12 protein-coding genes are annotated in these 12067 nt (G+C 61.5%); 5 read left to right on the forward strand and 7 right to left on the reverse strand.

Annotation, left to right across the window (positions count from 1 at the left end; genetic code table 11):
- Nucleotides 1-144: 144 nt before the first annotated feature.
- Complete coding sequence (locus ACK56M_RS12330; protein ID WP_015270117.1) at nucleotides 145-1470, reverse strand: SDR family oxidoreductase; 1326 nt, start codon at nucleotides 1468-1470, stop codon at nucleotides 145-147.
- Between the two features lie 361 nt (nucleotides 1471-1831).
- Between ACK56M_RS12330 and ACK56M_RS12335 the strand changes: the two genes are divergently transcribed.
- Nucleotides 1832-3460: a mechanosensitive ion channel family protein gene (locus tag ACK56M_RS12335; RefSeq protein ID WP_015270118.1), complete on the forward strand. Its 1629-nt coding sequence runs from the start codon at nucleotides 1832-1834 to the stop codon at nucleotides 3458-3460.
- Between the two features lie 192 nt (nucleotides 3461-3652).
- Here ACK56M_RS12335 and ACK56M_RS12340 read toward each other — a convergent pair whose 3' ends face one another.
- Genes ACK56M_RS12340 through ACK56M_RS12350 form a run of 3 tightly spaced genes read right to left on the reverse strand, consistent with a single transcriptional unit; the run spans nucleotide 3653 to nucleotide 5768 of the window.
- The gene (locus ACK56M_RS12340; RefSeq protein WP_100413534.1) at nucleotides 3653-4711 is read right to left on the reverse strand and encodes an MgtC/SapB family protein; all 1059 of its coding nucleotides are present in this window, start codon (nucleotides 4709-4711) and stop codon (nucleotides 3653-3655) included.
- Nucleotides 4696-5517, reverse strand: coding sequence for a helix-turn-helix domain-containing protein (locus ACK56M_RS12345; protein WP_015270120.1), 822 nt, complete (start codon nucleotides 5515-5517; stop codon nucleotides 4696-4698). The genes ACK56M_RS12340 and ACK56M_RS12345 overlap by 16 nt, the downstream gene beginning before the upstream one ends.
- Before the next feature lie 2 nt (nucleotides 5518-5519).
- Nucleotides 5520-5768, reverse strand: a complete 249-nt coding sequence (locus tag ACK56M_RS12350; RefSeq protein ID WP_223997932.1) for a hypothetical protein — start codon at nucleotides 5766-5768, stop codon at nucleotides 5520-5522.
- A 372-nt stretch (nucleotides 5769-6140) separates the two neighbouring features.
- Here ACK56M_RS12350 and ACK56M_RS12355 point away from each other — a divergent pair, with 372 nt between their 5' ends.
- The gene (locus ACK56M_RS12355) at nucleotides 6141-7067 is read left to right on the forward strand and encodes a universal stress protein (protein ID WP_411959488.1); all 927 of its coding nucleotides are present in this window, start codon (nucleotides 6141-6143) and stop codon (nucleotides 7065-7067) included.
- A 27-nt stretch (nucleotides 7068-7094) separates the two neighbouring features.
- Here the strand turns inward: ACK56M_RS12355 and ACK56M_RS12360 are convergent, their stop codons facing one another.
- Nucleotides 7095-7643 carry an N-acetyltransferase family protein gene (locus tag ACK56M_RS12360; protein WP_411959489.1) on the reverse strand — a complete coding sequence of 183 codons (549 nt, stop codon included), beginning with the start codon at nucleotides 7641-7643 and terminating at the stop codon, nucleotides 7095-7097.
- A 186-nt stretch (nucleotides 7644-7829) separates the two neighbouring features.
- Between ACK56M_RS12360 and ACK56M_RS12365 the strand changes: the two genes are divergently transcribed.
- Genes ACK56M_RS12365 through ACK56M_RS12375 form a run of 3 tightly spaced genes read left to right on the forward strand, consistent with a single transcriptional unit; the run spans nucleotide 7830 to nucleotide 10778 of the window.
- Nucleotides 7830-8744, forward strand: a complete 915-nt coding sequence (locus tag ACK56M_RS12365; RefSeq protein WP_015270124.1) for a universal stress protein — start codon at nucleotides 7830-7832, stop codon at nucleotides 8742-8744.
- 2 nt (nucleotides 8745-8746) lie between these two features.
- Nucleotides 8747-10114, forward strand: a complete 1368-nt coding sequence (locus ACK56M_RS12370; protein ID WP_015270125.1) for an MBL fold metallo-hydrolase RNA specificity domain-containing protein — start codon at nucleotides 8747-8749, stop codon at nucleotides 10112-10114.
- A gap of 55 nt (nucleotides 10115-10169) precedes the next feature.
- A complete protein-coding gene (locus ACK56M_RS12375) occupies nucleotides 10170-10778 on the forward strand; it encodes a hypothetical protein (RefSeq protein ID WP_043935573.1) in 609 nt (202 codons plus the stop codon).
- Between the two features lie 185 nt (nucleotides 10779-10963).
- Here ACK56M_RS12375 and ACK56M_RS12380 read toward each other — a convergent pair whose 3' ends face one another.
- Together ACK56M_RS12380 and ACK56M_RS12385 are read right to left on the reverse strand one after the other, a co-directional pair.
- On the reverse strand, nucleotides 10964-11533 hold the full coding sequence (locus tag ACK56M_RS12380; RefSeq protein WP_054572914.1) for a GNAT family N-acetyltransferase: 570 nt from the start codon (nucleotides 11531-11533) through the stop codon (nucleotides 10964-10966).
- Between the two features lie 57 nt (nucleotides 11534-11590).
- Nucleotides 11591-12049: a hemerythrin domain-containing protein gene (locus ACK56M_RS12385; protein ID WP_015270128.1), complete on the reverse strand. Its 459-nt coding sequence runs from the start codon at nucleotides 12047-12049 to the stop codon at nucleotides 11591-11593.
- Between the last annotated feature and the right edge of the window lie 18 nt (nucleotides 12050-12067).

Genomic DNA, 12067 nt, shown 5'->3' on the forward strand with positions numbered 1-12067 from the left:
CAGAGGGGCGTTTGCTCTACTGCATTTTGCTCGGCCCGACGGGTTGCGCGAAAGAACCCGTGCGGGCGCCGGTGGTGCAGCAGAGCTTTGTTCGCCAACCTTTGGGAAGGATCTGGCTTGCATCGGCTTTGACGGCACGGTCGTTCAGCTCCTGCGTCGTGAATGGGTGATTGCAAAACCCACGATCATTCCAAGCGCCGCTGCGCCTATCAGTAGAGGCGTCTTGTCTTTTGACTTCCTCCAACCCCCGTCGATACTCCTCCTGCCACTCGGCGGCTCAAAGAGGTTGCCTGATGATGTTTCGGCTTTCGGGCTGCGGTTTATCCCCCGACGCGTCAGCCACCCCGATAACAGAGGCAGGCCCGGTACCAGGTAGCTGGCCAGATGCGCCAGGCGGGCCGTGGCACCGACCGTGGTGTGAGCGCGTGGTGAGATTGCGCAGGCCACCATGGCCTTCGCCACAAGTTCGGGATCATATACAGGGCCCGGAGGCGTCAGCGCATGGCCTGTGTAGTTGCCGCCGTCTCGGAAGCCCGGTGTGTCCATGACGGCCGGATAGATATCGCACACGTGGATATCGGGAAACTCCGTCAATTCCCCCCGCAGCGCCTCGGTCAGGCCGCGCAAGCCGAACTTGCTCGCAGAGTACGCGGCTGCATAGGGTTGGGCCACCCAGCTGCCCAGTGACAGTGTATTGATCAGGATGCCGCTGCCCTGGGCTTTGAAGAGGGGGAGGGCTACGAACGCACCGCGCAGGTAACCCATCAGGTCGGTCTGAATGACCTGCTCGTGGGCCTCCAGCGGTGTTTCCTCGAAATTGCCGACCGCCCCGACGCCGGCGTTGTTGATCCAGATATCGATTCGCCCGTGGCCGAATTCTGCTGCCTGTGCGGCCAGCGCTTGCACCTGGTCGTTGCGGGTGACGTCGGTCGTGATCGCGATGGCATCGGTACCGCAGTCGGTGCATTCATCCAGCACGTCGAACAACGCCTCTTCGTCGCGCGCAGCGAGCACCAGGCGAGCGCCCTTGCAGGCAAATGCGTGCGCGGCGGCACGGCCGATACCGCTGGAAGCGCCAGTGATCACCACGACTTTGCCGCGCAGTGGCCCTCTGCTCGGAACGCCCCCGCGGGGCGCTTCCTGTTCTGTGCCAGATTTCTTGTGGTCGTCAAGTGGCGCGATCGTTTCGCTGGCCTCGATCCGAGAAAGCTCAAGAGCGGTGCCATCGACCAGGGTCAACCTCAGCCCTTCAATCGTGCCAGCCTCCCGGTTCGGAAACACGGGTTCACCCTCGGCATCCACGCTGTCGTAGATGAAGCGCGTGCCTTCGATCCACCCCACGGCGGTCAAAAGCTCAGGGCCGAGATAATACTTCCCGTCTTGAAAGAAGCCAGGGAACTGATGAGCCCGCTCCACGTTTTCCACGCGATAGCGTTCACCTGGTTTCATACCTGTCGCTTGATCGATCATTTTGCGAACCCCTGTAGTTGGACCTCGGAAATGCCAGCCTTTGCTGTGCTAGTCAGAAGCAGGCCCGGTGCGCTTGACGCTGCGCGGGCCAGCAACGCTCCGGATACCAAAGCGCTCGTTGGCACCTGCCCCGGCAGGCGCATCTTTGCGTGTTGGATATGCAGGGGAAGCCAGGGCGGACCGCAAAGTTCAGACCAACAAGTCCGGTGGTACCAAACGGTGCTTCGCTGCATCCGTGTGTCACAGGATGATGTCCTGAACCGCCGCGCCCGTATTTCCGCTGGTTCCTCAGCCCTGGGCAGTAAACGCTGTGCTATCACTACCTGCATGGTTTTCGCCATAGGGGCCCGGGGATCTCATGATGAAGCGCCTTTATTGCCTGCTGTTGATTCTTTTCACCCTGCAGCCCATGGCCGGGCACGGTATCGAGGTTGCAGGCAGTGCCACAGATGGCGTGCCCGGTGAGCCGGCCGAGCTGACCATCGCCAATCGCAGCATCTTCATCTTCCACGCCACCTTGCTGGGGGAAACGCCGGCGGCGCGGGTGCAACGGGCCACAGCCGTGATCGAAGAGGCCTTGCGCGGGACTGATGAGCTGAAGGTCAGCGTCGACCCCATCCTGAATAGCCACCTGGTGCTATTGGGAGGGCGGCGTGCCTTCATCATTGCGCCGCAGGACCTGGGCCTGGCCGGTGGCGACACTCGCGAAGCCGCCGAGCAGGCAGCCGCTATGCTGCGCCTGGTGGTCGACGAGACCGGTCAGGCCCGCAGCCTGCGCTTTCTGCTCAAGGCAGCAGGCTACTCGGCGCTGGCCACGTTGATCTACGTGGTGCTCATCAAGGGCACCAACCTGGCTCGGCGCAAGCTCCAAGGCCTGTTGCCGCAGCTGATGCGCGAGCGCGCCCGGCAGATACGGCTCGGGCAGATGCCGCTGTTGGACATGCAGCTGGTCTACACCGTGATCGAACGCCTGTTGCGGCTGCTGCACTGGGGCGTAGTACTGTTGCTGAGCTACCAGTGGCTGAGCTTCGTGCTGTCGCAATTCCCCTACACCCGGCCTTGGGGGGAAAGCCTCAACGTCCACTTGATCGACCTGTTACGTTATCTGCTCGACGGCATTTTGCAGGCAATTCCCGGCATCGCCGTGGCTATCATCATTTTTTTCATCGCCCGCGGTATCAGTGGCTTCAGTCGGCGCCTGCTGGAGCGCATGGCTCGGCCGGGCACCCTCAAGTGGCTGACCGAGGAAACCCTGCAGCCAACCACACGCCTGACCTCACTTGCCATCTGGCTGTTCGCCCTGGTGATGGCGTACCCGTACCTGCCGGGTTCCGGCACCGACGCCTTCAAGGGGCTGTCGGTGCTGCTCGGGCTGATGATTTCTCTCGGCGCCTCCAGCATTGTCGGGCAGGCGGCAGCGGGCCTGATCCTGACCTATTCACGCACCTTGAAGGCTGGCGAGTATGTGCGGGTAGGTGACCACGAGGGCACGGTGACCGAAGTCGGCATGTTCAACACCACGATCCGCACTGGACTGGGCGAAGTGTTGACCTTGCCCAACTCGATGATCACCGGCTCGGTGACACGCAATTTTTCACGTGTTGTACAGGGGCAGGGCTACATCGTCGATACTGTGGTCACCATCGGTTACGACACGCCGTGGCGCCAAGTGGAGGCGATGCTGGTGGAGGCGGCCAAGCGTACCGACGGCATACTGGAAAAACCCAGGCCGCAGGTGTTTCAGACCGGGCTTTCGGATTTCTACCCCGAGTATCGCCTGGTGGCGCAGGCGGTGCCGAGTGAGCCACGGCCACGGGCAGAACTGCTGAGCCTGTTGCACGGCAACATTCAGGATGTGTTCAACGAGTACGGGGTGCAGATCATGTCGCCGCATTACCTGGGCGACCCCGCGCAGGAAAAGTGGGTGCCGCACGAGCGCTGGTTCACGGCACCTGCGCGGAAACCTGAGGTTGGCCAGCCGGGGGAATAGCGTCATAACCGGCGATCACAGGGTCGCCATGCTGCCGACGGTGCTCCAGTGGCGTCATGTCGAACCAGCGCAGATGGGCGCGGCACCAACTCTTGAGCAAGGTTGATTGGATATGTCGTGGTCATGGTCCCTGTAGCTTTTCAGTTCCTCAAGCTTGTCCTCATCCAGGGGGTAGAGGTTGCCGATACAACCTCATATCAAAAGCCCCAGCCACATTGCACCGAGGATGACCAGTTGGCCGGGAACAAGGTATCTCCCGAAGCTGCAGCCGCCGCTACCGAGGGACAGAATGCATTTGGTCAAGGTGTTGCCGGTCAGGGCGACGGTGATGATCAGCGCTGTGAAGAGATCGAAGGCACCATCGCCCTGATGCGCTGTTGAAGTGCCTTGGTCGCTACGCCAGGGGGCAAGCAACAAAGTGCCGTAAACCACCGTACCCACGGTACCGAGCCCGATCGAGGCCACGAAAGGCTTCAACAGGTGTCGGTCGACGATGCCTAGCACCAGGGCGAATTGCGCGATGCTGGCGAGGTTCGACAGTACGGCTGCGGCGGCCAAGGGCCTCACGGCTGTGACTTGCCGACGTGCCTCATGGGCAAGCAGCGCAATGGTTGCCGTGCCGGAGGCGAAACCTGAGGCGATCGCGCTCAGGGGCAAGCCGTAGCGTGGGCCCACCAGACGCATTGCGATATGCCCCAGTGCACCGACGGTCATCAGCAGGACGACCAGCGTACAGATGGTGCGAGGGTTGAGTGCGCCATACGGCCCCATGAACCTGTCCGGTGTCAACGGTAGCACCACCAGCGCTACCGTCAGCAGCATCAAACCATCGCGCAGCTCTTCCTCGCTCAGTTGCTGGAGCACGAAATGGTGCAGCTCGCGGCGCAGTGCCAGCAGCACGGTCAGCACCACGCCGACCGCCGTGGCAAGTTCTGGCTCGTCAAGGCTCAGTGCGCCCAGCGTCAGCACCAGTAGCAGGGCGATTTCGCTGGTGACTTCGGGGTCTTTGTCGGCGTGTTTGCGGTAATGCATGCACAGCATCAGAACCAGGCTCAGGCTGGCGACCCCGACCAGTACCGGCCCGGCCAGCAACATGCTGACGTAGCCCAGCAGGGCGGTGATGGCGAAGGTCCTAAGGCCGGCAGCGGCATGATCTTCATTGCGGCCTTTCTTGCGCTCGCGCTCAAGCCCCACCAACATGCCGATGCCCAGCGCGACGGCACCGTGGCTGACATTTACCGCGTCGAGCATGGCGCCTTCGGGGTGTCCTTGGGGCTGACTTCCGCGCCGCCTTGCTCAAGGGCTATCAAGGCTGGCAGATCGAGTATCTCGACAAGCCTGCCACGCATGCTGACGATGCCCAGCGCGCGCATGCGGGCGACTGAGCGACACACGGTTTCCAGGCGCAGGCCCAGGTACGAAGCCATGTCTTCCCGGGACATGCGCAGCATGAAGCCGTGGGCAGAGTAGCCGCGGCTGACGAAGCGCTGTGACAACCCAACCAGGAAGCTTGCCAGGCGCTGTTCGGCGGTGAGGTTGCACAGCATCAGCACCCGCTCATGCTCACGCACGATTTCTCGGCTCATCAAACGGTTCAGGCTTTGCTGCAGGACGGGAAAGTCACGCGCCAATGCCTGCAGCCGGCGATAGGGGACAGGGCACACCTCGCTGTCTTCCAGGGCAATGGCATCGCATACGTGATGTTCGGTGGCGATGGCGTCGAGCCCAAGTACATCGCCCGGCATCCAGAAATTGATCACCACGCCCTGGCCTTCGGCGCTGTTCAGGCTGGTCTTGAAGCTGCCACAGCGCACGGCATAAAGCGTCGTCAGCGGATCGTTGGCGTTGAACAGCGCGGCGCCTTTGCGAATACGCATGCGCGGGCCGATCAGTGCGCCCAGGCAACTGTTGTCATGCACGGGCAGACCGGTGGGCAGGCACAGCCCGCTGACACGGCACTCTGTGCACAGGGTCGTCAGCGGTTTCAGGTGAATCGGGGTTGCCGGGCTCGACGCTGCAGGTTGGTCGAGCAAGGTCACTTTCAGTAGGCCAGTCATTTTCAGGCCTCCTTCGCGCATCGGAGACCTGCCTGGGCTGCCATCCCTGCATTGGCTTTGCCAACGCTGCCCATACCTGGGCGTGGTGACCAGTCGGCGAGCATGTCCCGCGAGTGGGGCGCGTTGAGGCGCGCATTCAACCGGTCGACAAAGGCTTGCGCTTCGGTGGACGTAACGAAGCTCACCCGGCAGTCGTCCATGCGGACCCACCAGCGGTTCTGCTGAGGGCTATTTTCGACGTAGATGTTCATGGAAGCCTCCAAAAGCATGCATGAGCAAACCAACTGCAAATCCATGCGAAAACGAAGGCATCCCTGCCGGCAACAGGGGTGTTCAGGGCGTGATTGCCATTTTCATCGCGCTATCGCGCTGGTTGGCGAACGACCATAGGCGACGTTCGATGGTTTTCATGAGCGCCATGGCACGCCTCCGGGGCATTCGATGACTGTTGTTGGTGTAGGGTCAGATTGCGCCGTTAACGGCCAAGAGCTTTGACCAGTATCAAATTTCCGCGCCGCGGGCGTTGCCGTTTGTCCGCCCAGTGGTTCAGTTGATAAACATCAAATCCGCCAGGTGCGGGTGATGGATGATCCAGGAACACTTCCCAACCGCTGAGGTGCGCCATGGACAACCCGCAAAGACTCTTGCTGATCGCCTCGCCCCTGATGCGGCGCACCCCGGTCTACGACCGTGCGGCTGCGCTGGCCAAGGCCAAGGGCATGGCCCTGCATATCGTTGCTTTCGACTATCTCGAAGGCCTTGCCACGGCGGGCCTGGTCAACGACCAGACACTGGCTGTGATGCGTGAAGGTTATGTACAGCAACACCGTGAATGGCTGGAAACCCAAGCGCTTTCGATGCGCCGTAACGGGGTCACGGTCACCACCGAAGTGGTATGGGTGCAGCATCCGCTGGACGAGATCCTCGTCCACCTGCGCGAGCAGCCGTTCGCCATGCTGATCAAAGCCTTCGAGCATGAACCCTGGTGGGCGCGGGCGATGTTCACCTCGCTCGACATTCAGTTGCTGCGGGAAACCCGCATCCCCCTGCACCTGGTGCATCAGGCCAGCCACGCGCTGCCGCGCAAGATTCTGGCTGCCGTGGACCTGTCCCGCCCCGAGGACCTGTTTGAGGGGTTCAATGACCAGATCATCAGTGAAGCGCTGAAACTGGCATTACAGTGCAACGCCCAGATCGAACTGCTATATGCCTACGACCTGGGGTCCATGTACCTGGACTCAGGCGGCAGCCGCGAGCATTCGTTTCTGTTCGACTCCAACCTCGCCCAGACACTGCACGAGGCGCAAAGCGAGGCATTCCAGGCACTGGCCGAACGTAACGGTATCGCCGCCGAACACCGCCACCTGCGGCTGGGAGACCCGGCCAAGGTGCTGGCGCTGTTCATGGAGAACAATGATATCGATGTGCTGGTCATGGGCAGTTACCACCATCGCGGCATTGGCTGGTTCATCGGTAGCACTGCGGAGCGGGTATTGCATCGGTTGTCCAGCAGCGTGCTGGTGATATCACCAGAGCATTCCCAAGGCTGAGAGACAAGGCCCGAAAGGGCCTTGCTTTCAGGCGTGAAGATCGAGCTCGTGAAGGATTTCGCTGAAATCGCCACCCAGGTAGCGGGAGGTGAACCCCAGGGTCTTGGTCAGCCGGTGCATGGCGTAGTTGTTCGCCAGGTCCCTGGAGATCATGCAGTGGAAGCCATTGCGCTTCGCGGCCGCGATCAGGTGCTGCATCAGCAGCCGGCCCAGCCCCTTGCGTTGCCATTCTTCATTTACGGCTACCGCGCATTCGCACTGGAGGCTGCCGGGAACACTGGCATACCGGCTGACCCCGATCTGGCGCAACTGGCCATCTGCATGGACCAGGGCAACGTAGGCTTCGCACTGGTGATGATCCACCGGCATATGCTGCGCATCCAGGCTCGGCACACCGCCACTGAGCCCGGCGATGAAGCGGAAACGCCGGGCCTCGAAGGCGATCGTGCTGAGAAAGCGGCGGTCCCTTTCGCGGTCTTCCTCGCGCAGGGGGCGGATCAGTACGGCAGAGCCATCAGAAAGCTTGTCGATCCAATGCTCGCACGCGTCTGGCTTTTCAGTCTGTTGCCTGTTCATGTCGCCTCCCGGTCACCTGGTCGATGCTTGCCAGAGCTGTTGTACCGTGCTGGGCGGCGCCGGTTCTGACAATCGTCAAGTTCCGGCTCGGATGGTGGTTTTCTGATCTGCATCAAGCGCGAACAGGCCTGCTTTCGGACAATCGCCTACATCATCACGCCAGCCGCGCAAGCCCGGAGGTTCGCCATGGGTCAATATCGTCAACTGCTGGTGCTGCTCACCGAGCTCGATCCGCATTCGGCCGCGCTGCGCCGGGCCCTGGCCCTGGCGCATGTCAGTGGTGCCAGTGTGCATGTACTGGGCTTGTTCGAACCGACGCAGGAGCACCTGCTGCGCGAAGAGCGATTGAACGAGGCCGATATCCAGCGTCAGTTCGACCACTACGGTTTGCGGCTGGCGGGGTTGGTCGAGCGTCACCGTGGCAGCGGCCCCGCTTTGACGGTCGACACCTTGCAGGCAGATGACATCCGCAGCCAGGCCATCGACTACATCAGCGAACTGCACCCCGATATGGTCATCAAGGACAGCGAAGTGACGCCAACCATGATGCGCCTGTTCAGCACGCCCCTGGATTGCGCGTTGATGCGGGGCTTGAAGGGCATCACGCACTTCGTACCGGAGGCGGCGGTGTCGCTGCCCCGGCGCGTGCTGGTCGCCGTGGACACCTCCTTCAGCGAAACCCCCGAGGACCAGGCGTCCTTCAACCGCAGGCTGATTCGTGCAGCGCAGGCGCTGGCACTGCAATGCGATGCACAGCTGCACCTGCTCTCGGCCTACAACCTGGCGGGCGTGTTCGCCTCGGACATGAACGTTACCCAGGCGTGGATCGATGAGATGCGCAATGCCTTGAAGGAGCCGTTCGACACCTTGGCGGACGCCGAGGGGGTCCCGGCCGATTGCCGCCACTTCCTGGAAGGTGGCCCGGTTCAGGTGATTCGCGAGCAAGTCGCTGTGCTGGATATCGACGCGGTGGTCATGGGCGTCGTGCAGCCAAAGGGCCTGGACAAACTGCTCGGCGACACCACAGAACGCATCGTCAGCCGCCCGCCGTGCAGCGTCCTTGCGGTTCACCCTCAAGCGGCCGAAACCTTGGAGCCCTAGCCATGCAACTGACATTCCTCGGTGGTACCGGGACCGTGACGGGCAGCAAGTTCCTATTGACCCACGAGAGCAGCCGCGTGCTGATCGACTGCGGGCTGTTCCAAGGCTACAAGCAACTGCGCCTGCGCAACTGGGAACCGCTATCGGCGGCGCTGCGCGCGCTTGATGCCGTGGTGCTGACCCACGCCCACCTCGACCACAGCGGTTATCTTCCGGTGCTCGCGAAGGAAGGCTATACCGGGCCGATCTACGCAACACCGGCCACCTGTGCCTTGGCCGAAATCCTGTTGCTCGACAGTGCCCGGCTGCAAGAAGAGCAGGCAGAGCATGCCAACCGGCACGGCTACTCGAAGCATTCGCCGGCACGCCCGCTTTACACCGAACAGGATGCAAAGCGTGCATTGGCATTGTTGCGCCCTGTGGAGTTGCATCACCCGACCATGATTGCGCCGGGGATGGAGCTGTTGTTGCGCACGGCTGGGCACATACTCGGCGCGGCGACGGTACAGATCAAGGTCGACGGCCAGACCTTGGTCTTCTCTGGCGACCTGGGTCGGCCACAAGACCCGATCATGCGCGCGCCGGAACTGATCAGGACGGCAGACGTGCTGCTGGTGGAGTCCACCTATGGCGATCGCCAGCATCCAAGCGAATCGACCGAACAGTTTCTGACCCAGGTCATCAACCAGACCCTCCTGCGCCACGGCATCACCTTGGTGCCCTCATTCGCGGTTGGCCGGGCCCAGTTGCTGATGTATTACCTGTACAAGCTCAAGCGCGATGGCCTGATACCCGACATTCCGGTCTACCTCAACAGCCCGATGGCCACAGACGCAACCACCCTTTACCAGCAGTTCCGGAGCGAGCATCGCCTGACGTTGGCGGAATGCGCCGACATGTGCAGGGACACGCATATCATCCGTACCGTCGATGAATCCCGGCATCTGGATCAGCTGCGTGAGCCCGCGGTCATTATCGCCGCCAGTGGCATGGCGACCGGTGGACGAGTCTTGCACCATCTCAAGGCGCTGGCCCCCAACCCACGCAACAGCATTCTGTTCTCTGGTTTCCAGGCCGGCGGTACGCGCGGCGCCGACATCGTCGCCGGTGCGCGCAGTGTCCGCCTGCACGGTGAAGACGTGCCTATCCGGGCCCAGGTGCATGCGATGGATAATCTCTCTGCGCACGTCGATGCCGACGAGATCATGGAGTGGTTGCGCGGTTTCGCCCGCCCGCCACGCCAGACCTATGTCATCCATGGTGAGCCGCACGCCGCCGACACGTTGCGGCGGCGGATCAGCATCGAGCTCGGTTGGCAGGTGTACGTACCCGAGTACCACGAAACGGTTGCTATTGACCCAGTGCGCTAGCCTGGGCCGGGAGGCTGTCATGGATACACAAGCAAGGGCGAAACTCCGGGCCTGGATGCATCGGCCACGGGGTAGCCTGGGGTTTATCGTGGCAATCTTCGCACTGCTCGTCGTGGTCGCTGCCTACCGGTCGTTGAACCCGAACTGGCGCCTGCCGATGCAACATCCACTTATGCTGCTGGCGTTGCTCGCCTTGTGCGTGGCGTTGGGGTGGGTGGTGCAGCGTGGCGTGAAACGCACGGTAGGCAAGACCATATTCAACGGCCAGGCCACGGGCTGGCAGGCTCGGCTTGCCTTCCTGCGCTCGGTCACCCAGGAGTCGAACGTGCTCTTGGGCATGTTGCTGTTCCTGGCGTTGCTCGCTGGCGGCACGGTTTGGCTGGCGGGGCGCTCGGTGGACCGAATCGTGGAAAATTGCACAGACAGCCTGCAGGCCCGGGTGAACACCCCTGAGGATGAAAAGCTCACGGCATTGGTCGGCAAGCCGGTGTGTACCTGCCTGGCGCAGACGTTTCTCGACCGTAATGGGGTGATACGCCTGGCCTTGTTCGAAACGCCGATGCGGGAAGTGAGCGCATACAAGGCGTTGACGGCAGACGATGAACAGCGCTGCCTCGAGCAGTTCGACCTGCTGCCTGAAGAGGCCCGGGCGACGCTGCCTTGAATGTTATGTAGTGCTTGCCAGTAGCTGAAACGACAGGCGCCCGTCGCGGCGCGGGAGGTTTCCATGTCGCATGATCTTGCTCTTTGTTCACGGATACCTCCTCGTGCGGATAGGGCCGGAGGTCGTGGGGCTTGCAGCGGGCGGGGCAGCACGGTGGCTGCCCCAGGCGCTGGCGCAGCGGCGCTTCAGGTCAGGTTGAGGCGATGGATGACCTGGGCCGGATCATCCGGATCGGTAGTGGTGGTGAATCCTGCCGCCTTGGCCAGGTCGCGCATCGCCAGGTTGGCGGCTGAGTCGATCGAGTACATCTGCCGCAGGCCCTTTGCCCGGGCATGATCGGTCAGGTGCTTGAGCAGCAGGCGGCCCAGGCCATGGTGCTGCCAGCTGTCGAGTACTGTCACGGCGCATTCGCATTCATCCTTGCCGGCAATGGCGGCATAACGCGATATGCCCACCTCCTGCAGCTCGCCGTCCACATGGGCGAGGGCGACATAAGCCGCTTGTCGGTCCTGGTCGACCGCCATCAACTGGTCGAGCATCGCCTCACCGGGCTCTTTGATCTGGCACAGGAAGCGAAAATGCCGCGACTGCGGTGACAGCCGTTCGATGAAGGCCCTCTCGCGCTCCCGGTCCTTGGCTTGTAGCGGCCTGATCAGTACATGGGTGCCATTGTCGAGGGCTTCGATCCAATGCTCGCCCACAGGCTTGGGAAACGAGGGCGCGGTATGTTGACGGGAAGTATCAGCAGAAGCCATGGCAGTATCCTCGTGTGATTGAGATGGGGCGGTTGGGCGCTTGAATTTGCACTCCAGTTAATGCCATTGATGTTTTATTTCCAGCCATTGACTGTTTGAAAGCCATTTGTCTGCAGCTGGAAAGAATATGTTTTCCTCCGACTCCATGTGGTCGTAATATTTTTCGATATAGTCATCGACAGTGTCAGCGATTACTTTCGTGTCTTTTGTCGTAGCCGCTAATGTTTTCAATTGCCCAGCAATGCGCGCAAATGCCTGGTGATCTCGCTCGATATCCAGGATCCGCGGGTGGATCGGCGCCTCCGTGGCCAGCAAGGCTCGCCGAATGATTTCTTCATTCTCATGGTGGTGCCGCTCTGCATTGCTGTGCAAGGCCTCCAACATTTCGAACAAAAGCTTACAGTCATCAGTGGCATCGGGTTCATGCTTTAGCTTTTTCAGCAACTTCCTGATCTGGCTTATCTTATTGGCCATGTCATGGTGATAGGCGTGAAGTTCGTTCAGTAAGGTATTCATGACACATCCTCTACACGT

It is taken from the genome of Pseudomonas sp. s4 (assembly GCF_046764235.1).
In the GTDB taxonomy this organism is placed as follows: Bacteria; Pseudomonadota; Gammaproteobacteria; order Pseudomonadales; family Pseudomonadaceae; genus Aquipseudomonas; species Aquipseudomonas asiatica.